Origin of the sequence: Streptomyces flavalbus (assembly GCF_042674625.1) — a bacterium.
In the GTDB taxonomy this organism is placed as follows: Bacteria; Actinomycetota; Actinomycetes; order Streptomycetales; family Streptomycetaceae; genus Streptomyces; species Streptomyces flavalbus.
This window is the reverse complement of record NZ_JBHTEB010000001.1, coordinates 2,873,249-2,896,564: the sequence shown is the minus strand read 5'-3', so window position 1 is coordinate 2,896,564 and position 23,316 is coordinate 2,873,249. Positions and strand designations below refer to the sequence as shown.

General features: G+C 76.3%; 23 protein-coding genes. 11 read left to right on the top strand and 12 right to left on the bottom strand.

The window, feature by feature from the left end:
* Positions 1 to 17: 17 nt before the first annotated feature.
* Positions 18 to 1,322, bottom strand: coding sequence for an FAD-dependent oxidoreductase (locus ACFQZ6_RS12870; protein ID WP_381607815.1), 1,305 nt, complete (start codon positions 1,320 to 1,322; stop codon positions 18 to 20).
* Positions 1,322 to 2,617 carry a carboxylate--amine ligase gene (locus ACFQZ6_RS12865; RefSeq protein ID WP_381607813.1) on the bottom strand — a complete coding sequence of 432 codons (1,296 nt, stop codon included), beginning with the start codon at positions 2,615 to 2,617 and terminating at the stop codon, positions 1,322 to 1,324. The genes ACFQZ6_RS12870 and ACFQZ6_RS12865 overlap by 1 nt, the downstream gene beginning before the upstream one ends.
* A 151-nt stretch (positions 2,618 to 2,768) precedes the next feature.
* Here ACFQZ6_RS12865 and ACFQZ6_RS12860 point away from each other — a divergent pair, with 151 nt between their 5' ends.
* Positions 2,769 to 4,004, top strand: a complete 1,236-nt coding sequence (locus ACFQZ6_RS12860; RefSeq protein WP_381607811.1) for a glycoside hydrolase family 26 protein — start codon at positions 2,769 to 2,771, stop codon at positions 4,002 to 4,004.
* 25 nt (positions 4,005 to 4,029) lie between these two features.
* Here the strand turns inward: ACFQZ6_RS12860 and ACFQZ6_RS12855 are convergent, their stop codons facing one another.
* The 9 genes from ACFQZ6_RS12855 to ACFQZ6_RS12815 form a co-directional block, all read right to left on the bottom strand.
* Positions 4,030 to 5,139 carry a GNAT family N-acetyltransferase gene (locus tag ACFQZ6_RS12855; RefSeq protein WP_381607809.1) on the bottom strand — a complete coding sequence of 370 codons (1,110 nt, stop codon included), beginning with the start codon at positions 5,137 to 5,139 and terminating at the stop codon, positions 4,030 to 4,032.
* Positions 5,136 to 5,801, bottom strand: coding sequence for a lipopolysaccharide biosynthesis protein (locus tag ACFQZ6_RS12850; protein WP_381607807.1), 666 nt, complete (start codon positions 5,799 to 5,801; stop codon positions 5,136 to 5,138). The genes ACFQZ6_RS12855 and ACFQZ6_RS12850 overlap by 4 nt, the downstream gene beginning before the upstream one ends.
* On the bottom strand, positions 5,798 to 7,018 hold the full coding sequence (locus tag ACFQZ6_RS12845) for a glycosyltransferase (RefSeq protein WP_381607805.1): 1,221 nt from the start codon (positions 7,016 to 7,018) through the stop codon (positions 5,798 to 5,800). The genes ACFQZ6_RS12850 and ACFQZ6_RS12845 overlap by 4 nt, the downstream gene beginning before the upstream one ends.
* Positions 7,015 to 7,788, bottom strand: a complete 774-nt coding sequence (locus ACFQZ6_RS12840; RefSeq protein WP_381607803.1) for a polysaccharide deacetylase family protein — start codon at positions 7,786 to 7,788, stop codon at positions 7,015 to 7,017. Before ACFQZ6_RS12840 ends, ACFQZ6_RS12845 begins: the two co-directional genes overlap by 4 nt.
* Positions 7,772 to 9,538 (bottom strand): lipid II flippase MurJ, encoded by a 1,767-nt coding sequence (locus ACFQZ6_RS12835; RefSeq protein ID WP_381618255.1) that lies wholly within the window; start codon positions 9,536 to 9,538, stop codon positions 7,772 to 7,774. Before ACFQZ6_RS12835 ends, ACFQZ6_RS12840 begins: the two co-directional genes overlap by 17 nt.
* A gap of 86 nt (positions 9,539 to 9,624) precedes the next feature.
* On the bottom strand, positions 9,625 to 10,947 hold the full coding sequence (locus tag ACFQZ6_RS12830) for an O-antigen ligase family protein (RefSeq protein WP_381607801.1): 1,323 nt from the start codon (positions 10,945 to 10,947) through the stop codon (positions 9,625 to 9,627).
* 6 nt (positions 10,948 to 10,953) lie between these two features.
* A complete protein-coding gene (locus tag ACFQZ6_RS12825; RefSeq protein ID WP_381607799.1) occupies positions 10,954 to 12,417 on the bottom strand; it encodes an exopolysaccharide biosynthesis polyprenyl glycosylphosphotransferase in 1,464 nt (487 codons plus the stop codon).
* The gene (locus tag ACFQZ6_RS12820) at positions 12,414 to 13,616 is read right to left on the bottom strand and encodes a glycosyltransferase family 4 protein (RefSeq protein WP_381607797.1); all 1,203 of its coding nucleotides are present in this window, start codon (positions 13,614 to 13,616) and stop codon (positions 12,414 to 12,416) included. The genes ACFQZ6_RS12825 and ACFQZ6_RS12820 overlap by 4 nt, the downstream gene beginning before the upstream one ends.
* A 55-nt stretch (positions 13,617 to 13,671) precedes the next feature.
* On the bottom strand, positions 13,672 to 14,715 hold the full coding sequence (locus ACFQZ6_RS12815) for a DUF3344 domain-containing protein (RefSeq protein ID WP_381607795.1): 1,044 nt from the start codon (positions 14,713 to 14,715) through the stop codon (positions 13,672 to 13,674).
* Positions 14,716 to 14,961: 246 nt separating this feature from the next.
* Between ACFQZ6_RS12815 and chpG the strand changes: the two genes are divergently transcribed.
* The 7 genes from chpG to ACFQZ6_RS12780 all read left to right on the top strand — a co-directional run bounded on the left by chpG (position 14,962) and on the right by ACFQZ6_RS12780 (position 19,291).
* A complete protein-coding gene (gene chpG / locus ACFQZ6_RS12810; protein WP_381607793.1) occupies positions 14,962 to 15,201 on the top strand; it encodes a chaplin ChpG in 240 nt (79 codons plus the stop codon).
* A gap of 169 nt (positions 15,202 to 15,370) precedes the next feature.
* The gene (locus tag ACFQZ6_RS12805; RefSeq protein WP_381607792.1) at positions 15,371 to 16,207 is read left to right on the top strand and encodes a hypothetical protein; all 837 of its coding nucleotides are present in this window, start codon (positions 15,371 to 15,373) and stop codon (positions 16,205 to 16,207) included.
* Positions 16,208 to 16,317: 110 nt separating this feature from the next.
* Entirely contained in the window at positions 16,318 to 16,599 is a 282-nt protein-coding gene (locus ACFQZ6_RS12800) for a hypothetical protein (RefSeq protein WP_381607790.1), read from the top strand.
* Between the two features lie 199 nt (positions 16,600 to 16,798).
* On the top strand, positions 16,799 to 17,299 hold the full coding sequence (locus ACFQZ6_RS12795) for a DUF5949 family protein (RefSeq protein ID WP_381607788.1): 501 nt from the start codon (positions 16,799 to 16,801) through the stop codon (positions 17,297 to 17,299).
* A gap of 143 nt (positions 17,300 to 17,442) precedes the next feature.
* Positions 17,443 to 17,964, top strand: a complete 522-nt coding sequence (locus tag ACFQZ6_RS12790) for a hypothetical protein (RefSeq protein WP_381607786.1) — start codon at positions 17,443 to 17,445, stop codon at positions 17,962 to 17,964.
* A gap of 42 nt (positions 17,965 to 18,006) precedes the next feature.
* A complete protein-coding gene (locus tag ACFQZ6_RS12785) occupies positions 18,007 to 18,432 on the top strand; it encodes a tyrosinase family oxidase copper chaperone (protein WP_381607784.1) in 426 nt (141 codons plus the stop codon).
* A complete protein-coding gene (locus tag ACFQZ6_RS12780; protein ID WP_381607781.1) occupies positions 18,416 to 19,291 on the top strand; it encodes a tyrosinase family protein in 876 nt (291 codons plus the stop codon). Before ACFQZ6_RS12785 ends, ACFQZ6_RS12780 begins: the two co-directional genes overlap by 17 nt.
* Before the next feature lie 140 nt (positions 19,292 to 19,431).
* Here the strand turns inward: ACFQZ6_RS12780 and ACFQZ6_RS12775 are convergent, their stop codons facing one another.
* On the bottom strand, positions 19,432 to 19,731 hold the full coding sequence (locus ACFQZ6_RS12775) for a chaplin (protein WP_381607779.1): 300 nt from the start codon (positions 19,729 to 19,731) through the stop codon (positions 19,432 to 19,434).
* 232 nt (positions 19,732 to 19,963) lie between these two features.
* Between ACFQZ6_RS12775 and ACFQZ6_RS12770 the strand changes: the two genes are divergently transcribed.
* From ACFQZ6_RS12770 to ACFQZ6_RS12760, 3 genes are all read left to right on the top strand, one after another.
* A complete protein-coding gene (locus ACFQZ6_RS12770; protein ID WP_381607778.1) occupies positions 19,964 to 21,082 on the top strand; it encodes an effector-associated domain 2-containing protein in 1,119 nt (372 codons plus the stop codon).
* 168 nt (positions 21,083 to 21,250) lie between these two features.
* On the top strand, positions 21,251 to 21,415 hold the full coding sequence (locus ACFQZ6_RS12765) for a hypothetical protein (RefSeq protein ID WP_381607776.1): 165 nt from the start codon (positions 21,251 to 21,253) through the stop codon (positions 21,413 to 21,415).
* A 33-nt stretch (positions 21,416 to 21,448) separates the two neighbouring features.
* Positions 21,449 to 23,302: an HEXXH motif domain-containing protein gene (locus ACFQZ6_RS12760; protein ID WP_381607773.1), complete on the top strand. Its 1,854-nt coding sequence runs from the start codon at positions 21,449 to 21,451 to the stop codon at positions 23,300 to 23,302.
* Positions 23,303 to 23,316: the final 14 nt, after the last annotated feature.

Genomic DNA, 23,316 nt, shown 5'->3' with positions numbered 1-23,316 from the left:
GCCCCCCGGCGCCCCGGCTAGCCCCGCGTCGCCGTCTCCCGCTCCCGCTCCCGCGCCGTCCGCCGCCCCGGCACCGGGATCGCGCCGACGCCCGCTCCCGCGCCCCCGCCCGCCGCCAGTCGGCGCCGTACCCCCCGTACCAGCGTCGGTGCGGTGAACGCCGTGCCGTGGACGAAGCGCATGGCCGGACCGAAGGCGCTGGCCGTGACGAGCCCGGCGAGGAACAGGCCGGGGTGGGACGACTCGAAGTCACGGCCGACCGCTGGGGACCCGTCGGGCAGCCGCAGCAGGGAGCCGCGCAGCTCGGCGGTGAGCGGGGCGAGCCGGTCGGCGGTGGCGCGGAAGCCGGTGGCCGCGATGACGTGCTCGGTCTGGAGGGACCAGGCCCGTTCACCGGAGGCACCCGGGCCCGGACGGTGGCGGACCACCTCAAGCCGTACCCCGTTCCCTTCCGGGATCGCCGCCGCGACCCGGTGGCCGAGGTGGATCTCGACGGACGGCTCGACCCGGTCCCGTACCCACCACGCGCCCGCCGGTCCGAGGGCGGTGGCGGCGATCCGGGCGCGGGTCGGCGCGGGCAGGTGGTGGACGAGGCCGGGGTGCTCGGCGTACAGCCAGTTGCGCCAGCCGCGGCCGAGGGCGGTGTGCGGGGCGCGGACCGCACGCCACCAGGGCCGCGGCCGGGGCGGCGGCGCGTCGTTCCAGCGCAGTTGGTCCGCGCGGGCCAGGATCCGCACCCGGCTGCCCTGCTCGGCGAGGAGCGCCGCCGTCTCCAGGGCGGCCTGCCCGGCGCCGACGACGGTGACGTCCCGGCCGCGCAGCGGGCCCAGGTCGGCGTGGTCGCCGCTGTGCGTGACGAGGTCGGGCGGCAGTCCGCGCAGGGCGGTCGGGACCTCCGCGAAGGGCATGACCCCGACCGCGAGGACGACGGTCCGGGCGGTGAGCGACCGCCCGTCGTCGAGGCCCGCCTCGAAGCCGCCGGGGCAGGGCGCGAGACGGGTCACGGCGCGCTCGTCGACGTCGGGGACGGCGTGGCGCGCGAACCACAGGCCGTACTCGGTGAACGTCTCCACCGGCACCGGCTCGCCGTGCCGGGCCACCGTGCCCCGGCCCGCGCAGTAGGCGTCCAGGCGCCAGCGGCCCTCGGGATCGGACAGGTTGGACGCCCAGGGCTCCGACTTCAGGAACATGCCGCGGGGCATGTGGTCGCGCCAGGACGCCATCGGGCGGCCCAGCACCCGCAGGGAGAGCCCGGCGCTCGCGGCGTGGGCGGCGACGGACAGGCCGTAGGGGCCCGCGCCGACCACCAGCAGGTCGTACATCAGTGGCTGCTCGCTTTCTCGTCGGTGGGCCGGGCCGCGGGGGCGTCCCCCGCGTCGTCGGCCGGGGCGGTGGCCTGCCGGACCACGCGGGGCTGGGTGCGCCCGCCGCCCGCCGGGGCCCGGTGGCGCAGCCGGGTGCGCAGCCGCCGGGAGACGTGCCGGGACCACAGCCCCCACAGCTCCCGGCCGGGCCCCCGGTCGTCGTCGGCGTGCCAGGCCAGCTCACGTCCGGCGGGCGCCGGGCGCAGCGTCGTCAGGGGCGCGTAGTTCTCCACCACGAACGTCCGCCCGTGCCGCGGCGCCCCGACCGGCAGCGGACGGTGGGTCAGGTCCAGGTGCAGGGCGCGTACGACGTCCAGCTCCGCGGTGTCGCTGAACAGCCGGAACTGGGCGCCGGGGCGCGGGTTGAAGTCGAGCAGGTGGTAGCGGCCGGTCCGGCCGCAGCGGCGGAAGTCGAGGTCGAAGACGCCCCGGAAGCCCACCTCGGCGGTGAGGCGTTCGGTGAGCGCCAGCACGTCCAGGTTCGGCGTCCACTCACCGACCGCCGTCAGGCCCGCGCCGCGCGGCCAGGAGCGCAGCTTGCGGCCGGGTCCGCCGCCGCGCACCGCGCCGGAGCGGTCGGCGTAGCCGTGGCAGAACCAGTCGAGGCCGGAGCCGGGCGGCAGGAACTCCTGGAGCAGCAGCCTGCTCCCGGCGTCCGCGGCGCGCCCGTACAGCTCGCGGGCCTGCCGCGGGGAGCGGAGCAGGGTCGTGCTGCGCAGCCCGGACCCGGCGGGCAGCAGCCAGGGGCGGCTCCACTTCGCCACCACCGGCACCCCCAGCCGCCAGGCGGCGTCGGCGGCCTGCCGGGCGCTGTCGGGGACGACGGTGTGCGGGTGCGGCAGGTCGAGGGCCGCGCACAGGGCCGCCAGCTCCGCCTTGTCGGCGAGCCGCTCGGGCAGCGCTGCGGGGACGGTGGGCAGCAGGTAGGCGGGCGCGAGTTCGGCGTGCAGCCGCCCCACCGCGACGGCGCTGGCGTCGTCCATCGGGATCAGCACCGCGGGCCGGGCGATCCGGGCGGCGACCCGGCGCAGCGCCAGCGCGAACTCGTCAGGGCCCGCGCCCGGCCGGGGCGGCGCGTGCACCTGCCGTACGTAGCGGGAGGCGCGGACGGGACTGTCGGCGCAGTCGGCGACCACGTGCACGTCGAGCCCGGCGCGGCCCAGGGAGCGGGCGGCGCCAAGGGTGCCGTGGTGGAAGGGGTTCCGGTCGGTCCGCAGCAGGACGGCGGGGACGCGGGTGTCGAACAGCGACACGGTCGTACTCCTCGGGTCGGTTCACCCGTGCGGGCGCGCGGAACGCTCCAACGCCGCAGCCGCACTGGCGGACCTCGTAGTGATGTGACTGGGTGTCAGTGAGTGCCGGACATCAGTGGAGAAGACGGAGCAGGTGGAGAAGGGAGCGGGCATGGCCCCACAGCGACGAGGGGCGCGGTCCCGGCGGCTCGCGCTGCTCGCGGCGACGGTCGCCGCGTCGGCCGCGCTGGCGTCGGTCCCCGGTTTCGCCCTGGGGCTCGGGGTGGTGGCGGAGGCCGAGCCGCCCGCCCCACCGGCGTCCGCCGCGCCCGCCGAGCCCGCGGCACCCCCGGCTCCCACCGCGCCCGTGGCGGCTCCCGCCTTCGGCGCCTACCTCGACTACGGTCCGCGCGGGGTGGCCCGGATGGCCGAGCTGAGCCGCTGGCTGGGCGGTGCCGACCTGCGCGTCGGGCACACCTATCTGCCCGGTGACCGGTGGAGCAACATCGCGGGCGCCCCGGCCTTCCTCGACGACTGGGCGCGCTGGCGGAACGAACGGGCGGACCGGGTGTTCGTCCTCAACGTGCCCATGCTGGAGCGCAACGAGGAGGGCCTCCCCGACGACGAGGTGCGGCGGCACCTGCGGCGGGGCGCCGCCGGGCGCTACGACCACCACTTCCGCGCCCTCGCCGAACGGCTGGTCGCGCTGGACGTGCCGGACACCGTGATCGTGCTCGGCTGGGAGATGAACGGCTCCACCTACACCCACCGCTGCGGGCCCGACCCACAGGCGTGGAAGGCGTACTGGAACCGGATCGTCGCCGCCATGCGCGCGGTGCCCGGCCAGCGGTTCCGCTTCGACTTCACGCCGAGCCGCGGCCGGGACGCCGTGCCGTGGACCCGCTGCTACCCGGGGGACGGCGTCGTCGACATCGTCGGCATGGACGCCTACGACCAGCCCGCCGGGCTCTCCTTCGACGAACAGGTCAGCGAGCCCTACGGCCTGAGGGACCACGTCGAGTTCGCCAAGGCGCACGGCAAGCCGGTCTCGTACCCGGAGTGGGGGCTGTTCCGCAACGGCGACAACGCGGAGTACGTGCGCCGCATGATCGCCTGGATGGACGAGCACCGGCCGCTGTACAACACGCTCACCGACTACTGCCCGCACGGCGTCTGGCAGTGCGACGACAACCCGAGGTCGGCGGAGGTCTACCGGGCCGCCCTCTCCGGGAGGGGGGAACAGCCCGCACCGACCCCGACACCCACCCCGACTCCCACTCCGACACCGACCCCGACGCCCACTCAGCCTTCGGCGGACTGCTCGCCCGTCGACCTGGGGGAGTGGGTGGAGCACTGGCTCGGCGGGAAGGTGTGCGTGCGGCCCGCCTGGTGGTCGCGGCGGGGCTGATCCGGGGCGCGGGCGGCGGTCCCGCTCAGGAGCCGCCGTCACCGTCGTGTCCTCTCCGTCGGCGCCACTCGGCCTGGCGGCGCAGCAGTTCCTTGCCGTGCCGCCGTACGGCCACGTCGCACGCGGTGGCGGCGAGCAGCGGGGCGGTGCGCCGCCGGGCCAGCAGCAGCCGCTGGTTGACGACGGGTTCGGGCCGCCAGTGCCGTTTGTACGGCTCGTCGCCGCGCAGCAGGCTCAGCGTGCCGCGCGCCTGCTCGGCGCAGGCGTCCAGCAGCATCACCGCCACGTCGGCCCGGCTCTCCCGCAGGCACGGGTGGGCGCCGTACAGGTAGCCGCCGGTCAGACAGCGCGAGCGCAGCGTCAGGTCGACGGCGACCACGTCGTCCGCGAGTCGGAACTCGGTGACGACCGCGTCGCCGGAGCGCACCATGGGCCCGACCGAGCGCACCAGGTGCTCACGGAACCGTGTCCGCAGGTGCTCGGGGGTCACCTTGCGGTCCTGCCACTGCAACCGGTGCAGTTCGAGGAGGCGCCGCAGGGCCTTGTCGACCTCGTCGGCCCCGACGACGTGCCGTTCCACGCCGAGCGCGGCCAGCCTGCGCAGCTTGGCGCGCGCCCGCTGCCGGGCCTTCGCCGACGGCAGCCGGGCGACCAGCTCGGCCATCGGCGCGGCGGGCAGTTCGAGGCAGAGCGCGTCGGGCACCCGGCGCCGGGGCCCGGACCAGTGGTCGTAGACGCGTTCGGCGGCGCCGCCCGGCCGGACCTCGCGCAGGTCGATCAGGGCGCCGCGGGCGGCCCGGGTGAGGGCCCCGGTGAGCGCGGCGACCGCCGCCGTGCCGTGCGCGTCGTCCAGCAGCACGTCCCCGTAGTCGGAGATCGCCCCGCCGAGCGGCACCAGCGACGGCACCGGCGTGTGCACGAGCGTCAGCGGCGCGGCGGCCACGAGGTCCGTCCCGTCCCGGACGACGACCAGCCGCAGCCGACCGGGGCGGCCGTACGACAGCCACCAGGAGTGCAGCCAGGCGTGGCTCTGGAACGGCGTCGCGGCCCGGCAACCGCCGTACAGGCGGGCCCAGTCGGGGGCCAGGGCGGCGAAGGCGCGCTCGTCGGTGACGAGTTCCGTCGTGTACGTCACAGCGGCCGGTGGGCGTCGGCGGCCAGCGCGGGTCCCGGTACGGCGGCGGGGGCGCCACCGCCGTCGTCGGCGGACCCGCGGGGCCGCACCAGCAGCGCCAGCCCGCCGAGCAGCCCGCCCGCGCTGGCCCCGACCAGCCCGGTCAGCCCCGCCGAGGCGGAGGACGGCTCGGTCGGCTCCACCGCGCGGGCGAACTGGCGCAGTTCGACGCGGGTGGCGTCGGCGCTGTCGTCGGCGTGCCGGGTGAGGGCGCGGGCGACCGCGTTGGCCATGTCGGCGGCGAGGTCGGGGCGGGCGGAGCGGGCGGTGACGGCGACCATCGGCGCGTCCGGCGAGGTCGCCGTGCGCACGCTGTCCCTCAGGGTGCCGACCGGGACGCCCGCCCACACCTGGGCGTCCCCGAGCACCGCGAGCTGGGTGGCGACCCGGCCGTACGCCTGCGCGAGGCCGAGCGCGGCGGACGGGTCGGACTTCTCCTCCGGTACGGCGACGACGTAGCTGGTCGCCGTGTACTCGGGGGTGCGCAGGGCGCCGTACGCGCCGCCGAGCAGTCCGCCGGTGAGGGCCCCGGCCACCAGCAGTGACCAGGGCGGCAGGGTCCGGGCGCGGTCCAGGGCGGCGCGGGCCGGGTGGCGGCGCGCTCCGGTGGGGTTCTCGGTCATGAGGGGGTGACTCCCTGGGGGGACGGTTGCGGGGTTTGCTGCGGCGGGGGCGGGACGCGCACGCGGCTCGGCGGGAGGCGCAGCGGCTCCGCCGGGTCCGGGGCGAGCGTGGTCCGGTACACGCCGAGGAGGCGGGCGGCGCTGCGGGCGATGCCGTAGTGGTGGGCGGCGTCGGGGGCGGTGCGGGGGTGCGGGCCCGCCGCGCGGACCTCGGCGAGGGCGTGCGCGAAGGCGTCCGGGCCCGCGTCCCCGGCGACCCGGCGGGCCCCGGGCGCGGCCCGCGCGGGCAGGTCCTCGACGGCCGGGCAGGAGGCGTACCGCACCGGCAGCCCCGAGGCCAGCGCCTCCACCACCGCGAGCCCGAACGCCTCCTCCGGGCAGGGCGACGCCAGCACGTCCATCGCGGAGATGAGCGACGGCAGGTCGGGGCCGGGTGAGCCGTCCGGCACGGCGGGGCGTTCGCCGGTGAACAGCACCCGGTCGGCGACGCCCGCCTCGTGGGCGGTGCGGCGCAGCACGTTCTCCTCGGGGCCGCCGCCGACCAGCAGCAGCCAGTGGTCGGCGGGCAGCCGGGCCAGGGCGCGCACCAGCACGCCGAAGCGCTTGGCGGCGGTGAGCCGTCCGACGCCGCCGATGACGTACGCCGTGTCGGGCAGGCCGAGCCGTTGCCGGGCGCGCAGCCGGGCCCACGGGTCGAAGCGGAAGCGGTCCAGGTCGATGCCGTTGGGCACCACCTCGATCCGGGGCGCGGGCACCCCCCACCGCTTCAGCCGGTCCGCGACGGTGGGGGAGACGGCGACGGTGGTCCGGCCCAGCCGCTCCCCGGCGAGGTACAGCGCCCGCACCCCGGCCGTCAGCGGGCGGCCCTCCATCTGGGAGTCCCCGAGGGAGTGCTCGGTCGCCACGATCGCCCGCACCCCGGCGATCCGGGCGGCGATACGGCCGTACAGGCAGGCCCGGTAGAGGTGGGTGTGGACGAGGTCGTAGCCGCCGTCCCGGATGACCCGCACCAGCCGGGGCAGCGCGCCGAGGTCGCGGTTGCCGGTCATGCCCAGGTGGATCACCCGCACGCCGTCCGCCTCCAGGCCGTCCGCGACCGGCCCCGGGTTGGTGAGGGTGACGACGTCGCAGTGGACGGGCAGGTGCCGCAGCAGCAGCCGCAGTTGCTGCTCGGCGCCGCCGACGCCGAGCCCGGTGATGACGTGCAGCGCCCTCACCGCACGGCCTCCGCCCCGGCCACGGGCCGTCTGCGCAGCCGGTGCAGCTTGTACTTCAGCAGCAGGCGTACGGCGGTGTCCCGCTGGCCGACGTGCAGCCGGGGCAGGGCGTGCGGGCCGGTGAGGGGGCCGGGGTCGATGGCGCAGGCGTAGGCGTACCCGGCGGCGCGCACGGCGTCGACGGCACGGCGGTCGAGGGTGCCGTACGGGTAGCAGAACCCGGCGACCGGAGCGCCCGTCAGCTCGGCCAGCAGCGCCCGGCTTTCGCTGACCTCGGCGCGCAGCGTGGCGTCGTCGGCCTTCGTCAGGTCGACGTGGGTCAGCCCGTGGGAGCCGATCTCGACGCCGTGCGCCGCCGCGTGCCGGACGCCGTCGGCGGTCAGCAGCGGCTTGCGCGGGCCCAGCGGGTCCCAGGCGTTGTCGCCGCCGAGCCGTCCCGGCAGCACGAACAGGGTCGCGCCAAAGCCGTGCCGGTCAAGCAGCGGCAGCGCGTCGGTGACGAAGTCGGCGTACCCGTCGTCGAAGGTCAGCCCCACCAGGTCGCCGCCCTCCCCGCGCGCGCGGGCCGCCAGCAGCTCCGCCACCCCCACCCCGCGCAGCCCGCGCCGCCGCAGCCAGCGGAGCTGGGCGTCGAGCCGGTCGGGGGTGACGGTGACGCGGTACGGGTCGTCGGTGGGGTCGCCGACCGAGTGGTACATCGCCACCCACGGCACCGGGCCGGGCGCCGGGGCCGGGCGGCCACGTCGGCGGACGTCAACGGGAACGGACATACGGGAGCCTCCGGATCGCGGAACGCAGGGAAGTCACCGCCAGCGCGCAGCCCCGGTCGCCCAGGGCCCGGCCGAGCGGCACGTAGACGACGGCGACGGTCACGGCACCGGCGGCCAGGCCCAGCACCGCCGAGCCGGGCCAGTCGGCCGCGCAGGCGCCCGCCGCCGTCGCGGCCACCGCCGCCCACACCGGCCTGCCCAGCTCGGCCAGCACCGCCCGGCGGCGCAGCGGTACGACACCGGAGGGACCGCCCGGCCGGGCACCGGCCAGCAGCAGCGCGGCGGTGGCGGTGATCCCGGCCGCGTTGGCGGCGGCGATCCCGGCGGTGCCCCAGGGGCCGACCGCCCAGGTGCCGAGCCAGGCGGTGGTGACGATGCCGACGGCCATCGCGGCCAGCGGGTACCAGGTGGGGCGGCCCGCGCCGAAGTAGCAGCGGACCAGCGCGCCGACCAGGGTCTGGCCGAGCAGACCGAGGGCGTACACCCGCATCACGGACGCCGTCGCCGCCGTGTCGCGGGCGGTGAACGCGCCGCGCTGGAACAGCACCTCGATGATCTGCGGGGCGCAGGCGACGACCACCGAGGCGCCCGCGAGCACCACGCACGCGGCCAGCGCGAGGTCCCGCTGCACGCGCTCCCGGGCCCGCGCGGTGTCGCCCTCGGCGAGCGCCCGCGCGACCACCGGGAAGGTGACCGTGCACAGCATCAGCGACAGCGTCATGGGGAGCTGCGCCACCTTCTGCGCGTAGTTCAGGTGCGAGATCGCCCCGGCGGGCAGGTGCGAGGCGAGGAACCGCTCGATGAGCACCTGCGACTGACGGCACAGCGCGAACAGCAGCACGGTCCCGACGAGGGCGAGCCCGACCCGGGTGGGCGCGGCGGGGGACCCGGGCGCCGCGCCGACGACGTCCGCGCCCTCGCGCAACCGCCGCCACAGCACCGGCAGTTGCACCGCCACCATCAGCAGCCCGCCCACCGCGACGCCGACCGCCGCCGAGCGCACCCCCCAGCCTCCGCCGAGCAGCAGCATCGCCGTGATGACGGCGGTGTTGTACGCCACGTAGATGCCCGCCGGGGCGAGGAACCTGCGGTGCGCGCGCAGGGCGGCGCTGGCGTAACCGGCGAGCCCGAAGCTGAGCAGGCAGGTCGCGGTGAGGCGGGTGCAGTCGACGGCCAGGGCGCGGTCGTCCAGGCCGGGGGCGAGCGCGGCGACCAGGTGGGGCGCGGCGACGACGGCCAGGACGGCGACGGCGACCAGGGCGAGCGCGAGGCGGGGCAGGGTGCCCACGACCAGCGCGCGCACGGGGTCCCCGGCGGCGCCCCGCGCCCGCTGGGCGAGGGCCAGGCTGAACGCCGGGACCAGCGCGAAGGCCAGCCCGTCCTCGATCAGCAGCGTCGCCGCGAACTCCGGCACGGTCCAGGCCACCAGGAACGCGTCCGTGTCGGCCCCGGCCCCGAACAGCCGCGCCAACGCCTGGTCCCGCACCAGCCCGAGCCCGGCCCCGGCGACGGAGAGCCCGGCGGTGAGGAAGGCGGCCTTGGCGAGGAAACCACGGGAGTCCTGCGGGGGGACGGTCTCGGGGGCGGCGTGGGGTGCGTGGGGTACGTGGGGCGGGTGGGGCGCCAGGTCGGCCGGAGACGTCACGTCGGGCGCGGGCATCACGTCGGGCGCGGGTGCCGCGTCGGGCGGAGACGTCACGTCGGGCGCGGGCATCACGTCGGGCGCGGGTGCCACGTCGGGCGCGGCCATCCCGTCGGGTGCCTCAAGGGTCTCCTGAGCGGGCGCCTCCCGCCCCGCCCCGGTCGTCACCGCGCCCCCGCCCTCGTTCCCCGCCGTCACCGCGCCCCCACCCCCGCCACCGCACGCCCGCCCCCGACGGCGACCGCCTCGCCCGCGGCCCCCGGCTCCCGCCCGCCGACCAGCGCCCACCACGCCGCCACCCCGAAGGTGACCGCCGTCAGCACGGTCGAGGGCCCGCCGATGTCGGCGTAGGCGAAGTCGGTGAGCTGCCAGGTCAGCAGGCCGAAGGCGAGGAGGGCGCAGTCGAGGCCGGACCCCGTGCGGCGGGCGCGCACCAGCCCCCGTACCGCGCACACCAGCAGCGCGAGCCAGCTTCCCGCGAGGGTGAGCAGGCCGATCAGCCCCTGCTCGCTCAGCACCAGCAGGTACATGTTGTGCGGGGACAGCAGCGGCTGGCGCCGGAAGCCCGCGCCCGCGCCCTCCGTGTCGCTGGCCGAGGACAGCGCCAGGGAGGCGTGCGCGTCCCGGTACTCGGGGAACCGCTTCAACCCGACGCCGGTCAGCGGCCGTTCGCGCCACATCCCGGCCGCCGCCCCCCACAGCGCGTACCGGTCGGTCACCGACTGGTCGGGCGCGTCCGCGACCTGCGTGATGCTCGCGATCCGCTCCTCGAGCAGCGCCGTACCGACCCCGAACCCGCCCACCAGCAGCACCCCCGCCGCGACGGCCACCGCGCCCACCGCCACCGCCCGCCGCGCCCCGGCGAGCACGAGCTGCGCCGCGCAGGTCACCGCCGTGGCGATCCACGCGCCCCGGCTGAAGGACAGCGCCAGCGGCACGAGCAGCGCGACCGCGCACCCGGCGGCCACCACCCGCCGCCGTACCGGCGCCCGTCCCAGCGCGAGGGCCAGCGCGCAGACCAGGCCCACGGAGACCGCACCGGCCATCCCCATCACGTCCTGCGGCCCGAAGGTGCCCACGGCCCGCACCGGCTGCCCCTGGTACGAGGCACCGGTCCCGGTCAGGTACTGGTGCACGCCGACCGCCCCCTGCCATACCGCGAGCCCGACGCACGCCCAGGCCAGCGCCCGTACGTCCCGCCGGTCGCGGATCAGCAGCAGTACCGCGGCCGGGACCAGCACGAAGACCTGCGCGTAGCGGACCAGACCGCCGACCGCCGACTCCGCGGACGCCGCCCCCGCCGCCGCCAGCGCCAGCCCCGCCACCGGCAGCCCGAACACCAGGGCCGCCGTACGGGACAGGGGGCGTCGCCGCTGCCGTAGCAGCCGCACCGCGCACCAGCCGACCAGCAGCGCGGACGCCGCGTCGGCCGGGGTCGGGCCGCCGTCGGGTGCGTGCGGGAGCGCCAGCAGGGCGACCACGGCCACCACGGGCAGGACCGGCACGGCGAGGCTCATCCGCGTTCAGCTCCCCGTGGGCCGGAGCAGCGCGGCGGCGGTGCGCAGCAGGATGCACACGTCCTGCCAGAGCGACCAGTTGTCGATGTAGGCGTTGTCGAAGCGGGCCCGGTCCTCGATCGAGGTGTCCCCGCGCAGCCCGTGCACCTGCGCGAGGCCGGTGATCCCGGTCGGCATCCGGTGGCGGGCGGCGTAACCGGGGTGGGCCTGGCTGAACCGCTCGACGAAGTAGGGGCGTTCGGGGCGCGGCCCGACCAGGCTCATGTCGCCGCGGAAGACGTTCCAGAGCTGGAGCAGCTCGTCCAGCGACGTGCGCCGCAGGAAGCGGCAGAACCACGGCATGTCCCGCTGGTCGGCCACGCTCCACCGGGTCGCCGACTCGTGCGCGTCGGCCGGGCGGTGGGTGCGGAACTTCAGCAGCGTGAAGGGCCTGCCGTCCCCGCCGATCCGCTCCTGCCGGAAGACCACGCCGGGCCCGCCGGTCAGCCGCAGCACCGCCGCGCACGCCAGCAGCAGCGGCGCGCAGGCCAGCAGCAGCACCCCGGACACGGTGACGTCCAGCGCCCGTTTGCCGAGGCCGCCGCGCCGGGCGGGCGCCAGCTCCAGGCGGCGGCAGGCGAACCCGGCGAGCCGCTCGGGCGTCCGGTACGACGGCGAGTCGGCGTCCAGCTCCCACACCGCGCACCCCGACACGGCGAGCCCCCGCAGCAGCGCGGCCCGCTCGGACCGTACGGCGGGGTGCACGGCCAGCACGTCGCGGACGCCGTTCTGGATGAGCGCCCGCTGCACCTCGTCGTCGGTGGTCAGGACCGGCAACCGCTCGGCGCCGTCGGCGGTGCCGGGGTGGTCGTCGTCGGCGACGATCCCCACCGGCCGCACCCCGCACGCCGGGTGGCGCAGCACCGCGGCGGCCACCCGGCGGGCGGTCGCGGCGGGGCCGACGACGAGCGCGGCGCGCGGGTGCCGCAGCAGCGCGGCGCGCCGCCGCCGGTGCACCAGGGCCCGCCCGGCGCAGTCCGCCGCCGTGTGCAGCAGCAGGCCGGTGAGCAGGGCGCGGGCGGACAGCAGGTGCTGCGGGGCGTACGCCGCGACCAGCGCGGCGAGCGCCAGCCACAGCACGGTGATCCGCCCGCACAGCGTGGGCAGTTCGTCCAGCACGCCCTGGCCGCGGCGCGGCGGCCGGTGCGGACGCAGCAGCATCGCTCCCGCCAGCAGCAGCGCCCCGAGCAGGGGCCGCCGCCCGGCGAGCGCGACGGCGCCGGGCAGGGCGGCGCCGAGGTCCACCAGCAGCAGCGGCACGGGGGAGGCGTACGGGGCGGCGGCGGACCGCGGCACGGGGAACCGGAGACCCGGCACCCGCGCACGCCCCCGCGCCTGACCACCGGGGGAGGGGACGGTTCCCGCCGCCGCGGTGTCCGCCGCTGCCGCCGGGCTGGCGGCCGTACCCGCCGCAGTGCTTTCCGCAGTCACGAGTGGATCGACTCCTCGAACTCGTCCCCGTACGCGTACTCGTCGGCTCGCGCCGCCGCCCGTTCCGCCGCCCGCCGTTCCGCGAGCACCTCGCGGTACACCCGCGCGACCGCCTCCGCCGTGTGCCGTACGTCGTGCGCGGCGCGGACGTGGTGGTGTCCCGCCGCGCCGAGCGCCGCCCGCAGGGGCGGGGCGTCGAGCAGCGCGGTGACCGCGCGGGCCAGCGCCGCCGGGTCGGCCGCCGGGACCAGGCAGTGCGCGACGGCCGACGGCGGCAGGCTCTCCCGGGCGCCGCCGACGTCGGTCACCACCACCGGCCGCCCGCACGCCATCGCCTCCAGCGGGGCCAGCGCCATGCCCTCCCAGCGGGACGGCAGCACGACCAGGTCGGCGGCCCGGTACCAGGGCACCGGATCGGCGACGGCCCCGGGGAACAGCACCGACTCCGGCGCCCGGGCGCGCAGCCGGTCCCGGTCGGGCCCGTCGCCGACGAGCGCGAGCCGCGCCCCCGGCACCGACCGCACGACGTCGTCCCACGCCGTCAGCAGCACGTCCTGCCCCTTCTGCGGGCAGAGCCGCCCCACGCACACCACCAGCGGCGCCCGCGTCCGGAGCGCCGGGACGAGCCGGGCCCGCAGGGCGTCACCGGGCGCGGGCCGGAAGCGCTCACCGTCGACGCCGTTGGGTACCACGGCCCAGGCGGCGCGGATTCCGGCGCGTACGCCCGTCGCACGCTCCGCCTCGCTGACACACACCACCCGGTGCGCCCAACGCGCCCCGAACCGCTCCCAGCCGACCGCCAGCGCCGCGGTGACCCCGCCGACCGCCTCGAACGACCAGGCGTGCGGCTGGAACACCGTCGGCACCCGCCCGCGCACCGCGAGCCGCCCCGCGAGACCGGCCTTCGCGCTGTGCGCGTGCACCAGGTCGGGGCGTACGGCGGCCACGATCCGGGCGGCCCGCCGCACCTCACCGGCGAGCGCCGCCCCCGGCGCCCGCGTCGCCGCCCAGCACCGCACGTCCGCGCCCAACCGCCGTACGGTGTGCGCGAGTTCACCGTCCGGGCAGCCGACCGTCACCCGCCATCCGGCGGCGAGCTGGGCCCGCGTCAGCGCGGCGACGACCTCGGCGACCCCGCCGTGGGCGGGCTGGGTGAGGTGCAGGACCCGCGGCGGGGGGTCGGTGGCTGGCTGGTGCATACGCGGGCCTTCTCGTTCACGGGGGTGCTCGGGACGGGCGGAGGAGGCACGCCGTTCAGTCGCGGGCGTCGACGGCGGCGAAGAGCACCCCGGCCCAGGCCGACTCGCGCCGGGCGACGAGCCGCGCCCCCGGCAGGTCACCGCGGCGCCGGGGCGCGGCCCCGAGGTCGTACACGTCGGAGTCGTAGCCGAGCGTGTGCGCGTACGACGGGACGCGGGCGCCCGTGGCCCCGCTGATGGTCGAGTTCAGTACGTCGTCACGGGGGTTGGCGGCGTCCGACAGCGTCGCGCCGGAGACGGTGAGGGAGTCGCCGGTGCGGCCCCGGTCGCCGTTGTAGGCGACGAGACCGGCGTGGCCGCGGGAGCCCTCCGGCAGCCACGGGCCGGGCAGCCGGAGCCCGCGCCGCCCGTCCAGCGACTCGAAGCCGTCCCACACCGACAGCCGCCGCAGCGGCTCCGCCGCCTTCTCGTACGCCGCGACCAGCGTCCAGCCGCCCCACGCCCCGGCCGCCGACCTGCCCATCGCCACGTTCACCTGGGCCACCGTGTAGAGCCCGGCGCCGCTGTCCCGTACCAGGTCGGTGACGTCGGCCGACGCCTGGAAGGCATCGGCGCCGCGCGCCACCCGGTGCCCGACCACGGTGTCCGCGAGGACCTCCTTGTACGCGCCGCCCGGCTCCGCGACCAGCACCCGCCCGTTGTCCGCGGGCGGCTTCTGCTCCCCGACGCGCAGGTTGCCGCCCCAGTACAGCCGGGCGTACGTCACCCGGGCGCCCGCGGGCAGCCGGACCTCGGCGCGGGAGGAGTTGTAGGTGTTGGGGTCGCGGTCGACGTCGACGTAGAACATGTCGAAGTCGCCGTTGGCGGCCACCGCGCCCCGCCGCGCGGACGCGCACCCGGGCGCCGTCGTACGGCAACTGATGGAGGTGTTGGCGGCGCGGACGATGCCGCCGTGCTGGGTGGCGCGGTAGCGCTCGGTGAAGGGCAGCCGCTCCGCCTCGGCGGCGGACGCCGGGCCCGTGGCGGAGGTCCAGAAGGTGGCGAGGGCGAGGACGCCGACCGTCGCACGGCGCAGCAGCGGACCCGGGGAATTGCGCATGACCGGCAGTGCCCTTTCGGAAAACGACAGTGCGATTTGCTGGCTATAGGGATGCGTCGGACGGTCGGCAACTCTAGCCGCGATACGGATTAATGCGGCGAAACAGACAAGTGTGTCGGAAGGGTGAAGGTCGGGCGCGGTGTGAGATCACTCCATTGGCGGCACAACTCCCGTGATTCCCAGGCGTTGACACAACGCCGGGCATCCCGCCCGGATGTTTGTGTCAATCCCAAGGAGCACCTCTCCATGTCGCGTATCGCGAAGGGCCTGGCCCTGACCTCCGTCGCCGCCGCCGCTGTGACGGGCACCGCCGGTGTGGCCAGCGCAGACGCTGGCGCCCAGGCTGCCGCAGCCCACTCCCCGGGTGTGCTGTCGGGCAACGTCCTGCAGGTTCCGGTCCACGTGCCGGTCAACGTCTGCGGCAACACGATCGACATCATCGGCCTGCTGAACCCGGCGTTCGGCAACAAGTGCGTCAACGACTGACGTCGAGCCGCGTCTCCTCGACCGGCCGCCCTCCCGCACGGGAGGGCGGCCGGTTCGCTGTGCCCGGTGCCCCGAACGGGTGGCTGCGGTTGCGGGCGGTGACGCCCGATTTCACGGTGGGACGCACGAACCCGTGCACCACACGCACCCCACCCCGAAAGGAACCCCCATGCGTGATCTGCCCATACGGCGTCTCGCGTCCACCGCACTGTGTGCCACCCTCGTCCTCGGCGTCGCCGGGCCGTCCGCCCTGGCCGCGGACGGCGGACCGGCCCGGGACCGCGGCACGGCGGCGTCCCGTGCGCCCGTCCCCGGCGCGGACACGCTCCTCGACCAGAGCGGCGCCCTCGCCGACCTCGGCGCCGTCCTCACCCCGGCGACCGCCCTGCTCAACGCCGTGGCCAGGGCGGAGGACGGCCAGCTCAGCGCCGACCAGGCGACCAAGCTCGGGGAGGCCGTCAAGGAGGCCATCACCCAGGCCAACGGCACGACTCAGGTGACCCCGTCGGCCCAGACCCTCCCGGCGGAGGTGGAACCCGAGTCCTCGGACGCGCCCACGTCGGGGGTGAGCGTGTCGGGCCTGACGGGCCTGACGGGGCTCAACGGCCTGGACGGCCTGACCGGTCTGAACGGCCTCAGCGGACTGACGGACCTGTTCGGCTCCGGGACCGATGACGCGGACGACGCGGATGACGCGGATGACGCGGACGACATCGACGACGCCGACGACGCCGACGACGCGGATGACCTCACCGCCGATGCCGCCGCCGACGCCTCCGCCGTCCTCGACGACGACAAGGCGCCCGCCCCCGACCTCAAGGCCGACACCCTGGAGGCCGTGCAGACGGCGGTCGACGACCTGCTCGCGGCGACCACCTCGGGCAGCGCGGCGAAGGCGCAGACGGCGTCCCAGGGACTCGTGTCCGCCCTGGTCAACCTGGTGGCCGCGATCCAGCTCAGCGGCGGACTGCCGCAGCCGACCCTTCAGACGCCCCCGGCCTCCTGAGTCCGGATGATATGAGGATGCGCGCCCGGGGTTTCCGGGCCGCGCGGGGCTCGTTAGGCACGGCGTCAGATTTTCCTCCGGCGGTTCGAGTCGCCGAAGAAAGGAACACGATGAAGTCCCTGAAGGCTGCCGCTGTCGTTGCCGGGTCCCTGGTCGCCGCCGGAGCCGCCGCGCCCGCGTTCGCCTACGACACCGCCGACATCACGCCCACCAGCCTCAACGGCGCCGTGAACGCCCTCACCAAGGGCCCCATCGACCCGATGCCGCTCAAGCAGCAGTCCAACGCCCTCGACACCGAGAACAAGGACTCCGTGCTGAGCACCGTCAAGGGCGCCACCCGCGCGCTGAACTCCAAGAACGGGCTCCTCGGCGGCCTCCCGGTGGCCCGCTGACCCACCCGGCACACCGGCAGCGGCACCCGGCCGAGGACGGGCCCCAGGGCCGGTTCCCGCACTCCGTCCTTCCCCTCCCCCGACGGACCGCGGGTACCGGCCCTCGGTGTCCCCCTATCGGGTGGCGGGCCCCGGCGCGCTCCGCCGCCCGGGTGACAACCCGGCCCCGCCGCCCCGGCCCGTGGATAGGGTCCCGCGGGTGACCACAACTCCCCCCGAAACCCGCCCTTTCCCCACCTCCGACCTGGGCACGCTCGTCATGATGGCCTGGAGCGGCGAGGCCGCCGACGGCAAGGACATGCCCTACCTCCTCGCCTGCACCCTCGGTGACGCCCCCGACGGGCCCGGGGCCGCGAGCGCCGCCGTCGAGAAGATGCTCACCGACGCCGGGCTGCCCCTCGGCGGTGACCTCGTCGACGGCCACCTCAAGCCGAGCCTGCCGGTCAGCCTGCTCGTCGTGGCCGGGCAGGCCGTCGTCACCATGCCGCGCCTGAACGCCCAGTGCACGGTCGGCGACGAGTGGCTCGCCGCGGTGGCCGAACGCGGCTACGCCTGCCTGATCTTCACCACCCGCCCGTGGCCCGGCGAGGCCCCCGGCGCCACCGTCGCCCGCGAGGAGTTCACCGCGTTCGCGACCGCCGACGCCACCCTGGAGTCCGCCGCCCGTGTCGTCCTGCCCGCCCGCAGCCTGCGCGGCTGACCCCGGGAGCCGGGCCGTGGGCCGGTGCCGTATGACTGCCGTACTACTGCGGCACACGGGGGAATCCCGTGTTCGTGCTGTTTCCCGGCTCGTTACTGGTACGCACGCACAGCTTCCCGACATCGGAAAGGGACCGCACCCCCATGAAGCCCACCACCCGAGGAACCCTCGCCGCCGCGCTCACCTGTGTGGCCGCCGCGGCGGCCGGTGCCGCGAGCGCGTCCCCCGCCGCGGCGGTCACCGTGGTGCCCGTCCCCGTGCCGCTGGGCGGCGTCGAGAAGTCGCTGAACGTCGAACTGCCCGAGGTCAGGGGCGAGTTGCCGGTGCCCGTGCCGGGCGACCCGGAGGGCCCGCGCTATGTCGAGGGCCGTCTCCTGCCGGACCGCGCCGTGCCGCAGTTGCCGGTGCGCGCCGGAGTACCCGGCGGTGAGGTGCGGGCGCCCCTGCCGCACGTCCTCGGCGCCGAGTTCGACCACCTCGCCGTCCACGCCCCCGCCTCCGACCTGCGCACCCTCGCGCCCGGCCTGACCGTGGACGCCCCGGTCACCGCGCCCGACGCGGACCGTTACGGCCTGCCCGGTACCAAGCTGCCCGAGGCGGGCGTGGTCACGCCGATGCTCCAGGCCGTCCCGGCGGCGAGCGTGGTCACGGGGCCGGGACTGTAGGGACGTACCGCCCCCCCGGGCGGACCGCACGAGGAGGCAGCCATGGGCCGACCGCCCGACGACGACCCCGCGCCGCCCCACGCCGGGCGGCGCGACCTGGTGCGCGGCCTGGCCGCCGCGGTGGCGCTGGCCCCCCTGGTCGCCGCCTCCCGCCCCCGGCCGCCCGCGCCCGACCTCGCCTTCGAGGAGACCTACCGGGGCCGCCGTATCCACGGCGTGCCGCCGTACGCCGCCGCCCAGCAGTCGGCCGTCGCCGGACGCCTGCTGGGCGGCGACGCCTGGCAGGTCACCGTCGACGGACGGCCCCTGCACCTGATGCGCCGCGCGGACGGCGGCTGGCTGAGCGTCGTCGACCACTACGCCTCGTACGACACCCCCCTGGACGCGGCCCGCGCCGCCGTCGACGAACTGGGCCCGGGGCAGCACCTGCGCGCGGCCGGAGGGAACCACCATGGTGTACGTCCGTAAGGACGTCAGCGCCCTGACCGCCGCCGAGAAGCGCCGGTTCGTGACGGCGCTGCTGACGCTGAAACGCCGCGGCGAGTACGACCACTACGTGCGCACGCACATCGAGTACTACGTCGCCGACGGCGAGGCCGGACTGCGCACGGCCCACATGACGCCGTCCTTCCTGCCCTGGCACCGCCAGTTCCTGCTGGAGCTGGAACGGGCGCTGCGCCGGGTCGACCCGGCGGTGACGGTGCCGTACTGGGACTGGACACGGCAGCGCGGCACCGCCTCGACGCCCTGGACGCCCGACCTCCTCGGCGGCACCGGGCGGCGCTCGGACCTCCAGGTGACGACCGGGCCGTTCGCGTACGCGGAGGGCAACTGGCCGCTGCGGGAGAACGTCACCGACGCCGAGTTCCTCACCCGGGACCTCGGCCGCCCCCGCGACCCGATCGAACTGCCCCCGGCCGCCGAACTGGAGTGGGCGATGAAGGACCCCGCCTACGACAGCGCGCCCTGGGACTCCACGGCCGGGCGGGGCTTCCGCAACAAGCTGGAGGGCTGGGGCGGCGGCCGGGGCAAGGGGTCCTGGCGCAACCACAACCGGGTGCACCGCTGGGTCGGCGGCGTCATGGTCGGCGGGGCGTCCGTCAACGACCCCGTCTTCTGGCTGCACCACGCCTTCGTCGACCTGCTGTGGTCCCGCTGGCAGCGACGCCACCGCGGCCACGGCGACCACCGGTACCTTCCGGCCACCCCGCCCGGACCGGGCCACGCCCAGCACGGGCGGGTCGTCGCCCGGCACGAGCGGCTGCCGCCGTGGGACGTGACGCCGGACCAGTTGGAGGACCACAGCCGGATCTACCGGTACGCGTGAGGCGGGCGCCGGCGCCGGGCGCGCTGGCGGTGCCGGACACGCGGTCGGTGCCGGACACGCGGTCGGTGCCGGACACGCGGGAGCCCCGGCGCTCGGGGAGGGGAAGCCGGGGCTCTCGCGGGGGTGACGGCGGGTGGGAGTCAGCCGCCGTAGCCGCCGTCGCCGTGGTGGCCGCCGCGGTGCTTGCCGTGGTGGTGGCCGCCGTCGTTGACGCACTCGTTGCCGAAGGCCGGGTTGAGCAGGCCGATGATGTCGATGGTGTTCCCGCACAGGTTGATCGGGATGTGCAGCGGAACCTGGACGACGTTGCCCGACAGGACACCCGGCGAGTGGGCGGCCACGCCCTCGGCGCCCGCGTCCGCCGCGGCCAGTCCGGCTCCGCCGAGGACCATGGCGCCCGTGCCGAGAGCGACACCGGTCGCCTTCGCGATGCGAGACATCACGTTCTCCTTATGAATATCGGTGAGCGCGACGGCAGGACGAGCCGCCGCACTTCCCGTTCAACGCGGCGGATCTGGCCGGGTCACGGCGATTCCCTCCGGATCACCCTTTTTGAACAGGGAATTCGCCGCGGACGCGCCCGGGCCGGGAGCGGGGCCGACAACCGACGGTGTGGCGCGGGGGATGCCGATCGACGGATTTGGCGTACCGAATCGCGGGGAAGTACCTGCCATGCTGGACAACTCGCGGTCGGCGCACGCCGTGCTCGTCGGTGTGGAGCGCTACGCGGGTGGCCCCGACTGGCGCCTGGACGGCCCGGTGCGCGATGCCCTCGGTCATGCGCGGCGGCTGCTGGACGCCGGGCTGCCCGCGGAGCGGATCACCCTGCTGCTGTCCCCGCTGCCGCACAACGCGCGGGCGGCGGCGGACCTCGGCCTGACGTGCCGCCCGGCGACCCGGGACGCCGTGCACGAGGTCCTCTTCCGTGAACTGCCCGGGTCGGACGGCGAGTCGCTGCTGCTGGCGTGGTCCGGGCACGGCCTGCTCGACAGCGGCGGACGGCGCCGCCTGCTGTACGCCGACGCGGTCGCGGAGGACCTGCGCGGCCTCGACCTGGACGCCGCCCTCGCCGCCTGGCGCTCCGACCTGGTGCCGTCCTTCGCCCGGCAACTGTGGCTCCTGGACGCCTGCCAGCTCTTCACCGACCTGCGCACCGAGCGCGGCACCCTGCCCCCCGACCCGGTGCCGACGGGGCAACTGCGGGAGCGTCCGGGGCAGTACGCCTTCTTCGCCGCCGCACCGGGTCAGGCGGCGCGCGCCAACGGCACCGGGGGGTACGGCGTGTTCACGTCCTGGGTGCTCGGCCAGCTCGACGACCGCGCCGCCGCCGGGCACGCCTGGCTGACCGACCCCGAGGGCTTCGCCAAGGCGCTGCGGGCCGCCGTGGACGAGGGCGGGGCGTGGGACGGCGAGCGGCGGCAGACCCCGACGTACTTCTGGCACACGGGACCGGACGGCCAGCACGAACGCTGGACCAGGCCCCGCGCCACCCCCTCCGCCCCGCCCACCCGCGACCAGCGACGACGGCTGGTCGAACTCCTCGAACGGCTCCCGGCGATGACCAGCCCAGGCGACCGGTCACGCCTGATCAGACAGTTGCCGCCCGCCATCGCGGTGAGCGTGCCGCAGTCCGACGTCACCCGGTTCGCGCTCCTCGACCTCGTCGACACGTGCGCGGAGTTCCCGGGCGGCCTTGACGAGTTGCGCGCCGCGCTGGAGATGGTGGACGCGGGCACGGCGGCCTTCGCCGCGTTCGCGGACGCGGTGCGGGAGGTGACGGGGATGGGGTGACTGACGGAAGAATCCTGGTTTGGCCTGCTCAGGGGGCGGTGACGAGCCATCGGCTCGAAAGGATGTCTGAGACACGGGCTTCCTGCGCCTGCGTGACGCGGCGATGATGGACATCAGTTGGGTCGGCGTCGGCGGCATCGGCCCGGATGCTGGGAGGGCAACGGCACCATGGAACACGCCGACAGCATTGTTGAGTCGGACCTTCTTGATCTCGGGGGAGTGACGCTTGATCAGCTACGCGCGATTAGGGACCAGGACCGCGCCGAAAGCAAGCGGAGGCTGCTGCGCAAGCTCGAACAGCGGGATGTCAACTTCGGCGGCGATGAGAGCTGATCAACGACTCGCGGGGCCGGGGAGCCCCAGCAGGTGATCCGCTACGGGCTGAGCGTCGCGGACTTCGACGCCGTGCTCGCTGGCGGCGGCACGACGAGCACCCTGCGGCGCATCCTGGAGGGTGAGCGAAGCCACCGGCTGCTCCAGTTCGACCTCCTCCTCGATCTGCTGCACGACCGCCCCGAGACACTGGGCCCACTGCCCCCCGCGGACACCGCCTGGCAACTGCTGCTCGACGCGGAGCGACGGGACCGGACCGGCGTCGGCGAACTGCTGCTGGCACCCGAGACGGGCCTGTGGCTCGCGGCGACCCTGCGCAGACTGGGCGGGTCCGCGGACGCCGAGGCACCCCTGTGGGCGGACGCCGGAGAGCTCCACGCGCTGGCGGTGGCCGCCGCCGTACGGGCCGGGCTGGACTGCACGCTGACGGTCCCCGCCCGACACGGGACCGTGTGGCTGCCGTCGCTGGGCCGCGCCGTGGCGCCGGAGACCGCCCGGCCCTGGGGCACGGCCCGGGTGACCTGCGCCCAGGGCGAACTGACGGTCAGGATCGGTGGTCGGACCATACGGGTGCCTCCTCCGTACGACGACGAGAGCGCCCACTGGCAGCCCGCGCGCGGCATCCCCGTGACCGTGCGGGGCCTTACCGCCACCGTCCTGCTGGACGACCTCGGCACCCACCGCATCGACCCCGCCGCGACCGGCGGGCCCCCACCGCGGCTGTCCGAGCCGGAGGCGCGCGCCTGGGAGGGCCTGCTGCGGGACGCGCTGGCCCTGATCGAGGAGACGGACCCGCAGTCCGCCACCGACGCGGCGGTACTGCTGCGCGGCATCGAGCCGCTGCCGTCCCCCGCCGCCGCCCGCCCCGTGAGCGCCACCTCCGGCGACGGCGTGGGCCGGTTCGCCTCGACCCTGCCGCCGGACGCCGTCCAGCTCGCCGCCGTCCTGGCGCACGAGATCCAGCACAGCAAGCTGGGCGCCCTGATGCACCTGTACTCCCTGTACGAGCCCGGCGACACCAGCCTCTGCTACGCCCCCTGGCGCGACGACCCCCGGCCCATCCGCGGCCTCCTCCAGGGCATCTACGCCTTCACCGGCGTCGCCCGCTTCTGGCGGGGGCGGGCGCTGCACCCCGACACCAGCGGCGCGGACGCCGACGCGGCGCACTTCGAGTACGGCCTGTGGCGGCGGCAACTGCTGCGCGTCTTCCCGGAACTGCGGGTCCACGCGGGCCTCACCGACCTGGGCAGGCGCACGGTCCAGCGGCTCAGCGAGACGGTCCTCGGCTGGGGCGAACCGGACCGCGCCAAGGGCGCGTACACCCTGGCGGAGGACGCCGCCGACCAGCACGCCGCCGGATGGCGGCTGCACCACGCCGTACCGGACCGGGGGGTCGTCGAGGCGCTGGCGCGGAGCTGGCCCGGGCGGCTGGAGCCGCCGACGCGGACGGCCCCGGCGCGGGTGCTGCCCAGTCCGCGGGTGCCCCGCCTTGACACCCTGGCCAGCCTCTACCGGGTCCGGCTGCGCGACGAGCGGGCCCTGGAGCGGGCCGGTGACGGTCCGGAAGCGCTGGCGGCGCTGGTGCCGGGGGCCAGGGTGACGGAACTGCTGCACGCGCTCGGGGACAGCGAGGGCGCGGTGAAGCTCGCCGTGACCGCCCTCCAGACCCGTGAGCCGGACGCCGACTGGATGTGGGCCGACCTGCTGGTCGCCCTGCGCGCCACCGGCCACCAGGCGGCCGGTCGGGTCCTTGGGCATCCGGAGCTGGCGCGGGCGGTCTATCAGGAGCTGGGGCGGGCCGAGGGGAACCCGCCGGACCCGGTCGCCTTCGTCGGATGGCTGGACGACCAGACGGAGCGCCTGGACGGGCGCGCCCCCGGCGACTGAGGCCACCGGGAACG

Excerpts from the sequence above, each read along its gene's own strand:
- ACFQZ6_RS12850 (WP_381607807.1), bottom strand. The coding sequence starts at position 5,801 with ATGACCGAGAACCCCACCGGAGCGCGCCGCCACCCGGCCCGCGCCGCC.
- ACFQZ6_RS12860 (WP_381607811.1), top strand. The coding sequence starts at position 2,769 with ATGGCCCCACAGCGACGAGGGGCGCGGTCCCGGCGGCTCGCGCTGCTC.
- chpG (WP_381607793.1), top strand. The coding sequence starts at position 14,962 with ATGTCGCGTATCGCGAAGGGCCTGGCCCTGACCTCCGTCGCCGCCGCC.
- ACFQZ6_RS12815 (WP_381607795.1), bottom strand. The coding sequence starts at position 14,715 with ATGCGCAATTCCCCGGGTCCGCTGCTGCGCCGTGCGACGGTCGGCGTC.
- ACFQZ6_RS12780 (WP_381607781.1), top strand. The coding sequence starts at position 18,416 with ATGGTGTACGTCCGTAAGGACGTCAGCGCCCTGACCGCCGCCGAGAAG.
- ACFQZ6_RS12840 (WP_381607803.1), bottom strand. The coding sequence starts at position 7,788 with ATGTCCGTTCCCGTTGACGTCCGCCGACGTGGCCGCCCGGCCCCGGCG.
- ACFQZ6_RS12790 (WP_381607786.1), top strand. The coding sequence starts at position 17,443 with ATGAAGCCCACCACCCGAGGAACCCTCGCCGCCGCGCTCACCTGTGTG.
- ACFQZ6_RS12770 (WP_381607778.1), top strand. The coding sequence starts at position 19,964 with ATGCTGGACAACTCGCGGTCGGCGCACGCCGTGCTCGTCGGTGTGGAG.
- ACFQZ6_RS12805 (WP_381607792.1), top strand. The coding sequence starts at position 15,371 with ATGCGTGATCTGCCCATACGGCGTCTCGCGTCCACCGCACTGTGTGCC.
- ACFQZ6_RS12785 (WP_381607784.1), top strand. The coding sequence starts at position 18,007 with ATGGGCCGACCGCCCGACGACGACCCCGCGCCGCCCCACGCCGGGCGG.
- ACFQZ6_RS12800 (WP_381607790.1), top strand. The coding sequence starts at position 16,318 with ATGAAGTCCCTGAAGGCTGCCGCTGTCGTTGCCGGGTCCCTGGTCGCC.
- ACFQZ6_RS12870 (WP_381607815.1), bottom strand. The coding sequence starts at position 1,322 with ATGTACGACCTGCTGGTGGTCGGCGCGGGCCCCTACGGCCTGTCCGTC.
- ACFQZ6_RS12820 (WP_381607797.1), bottom strand. The coding sequence starts at position 13,616 with ATGCACCAGCCAGCCACCGACCCCCCGCCGCGGGTCCTGCACCTCACC.
- ACFQZ6_RS12830 (WP_381607801.1), bottom strand. The coding sequence starts at position 10,947 with ATGAGCCTCGCCGTGCCGGTCCTGCCCGTGGTGGCCGTGGTCGCCCTG.
- ACFQZ6_RS12765 (WP_381607776.1), top strand. The coding sequence starts at position 21,251 with ATGGAACACGCCGACAGCATTGTTGAGTCGGACCTTCTTGATCTCGGG.
- ACFQZ6_RS12835 (WP_381618255.1), bottom strand. The coding sequence starts at position 9,538 with ATGGCCGCGCCCGACGTGGCACCCGCGCCCGACGTGATGCCCGCGCCC.
- ACFQZ6_RS12775 (WP_381607779.1), bottom strand. The coding sequence starts at position 19,731 with ATGTCTCGCATCGCGAAGGCGACCGGTGTCGCTCTCGGCACGGGCGCC.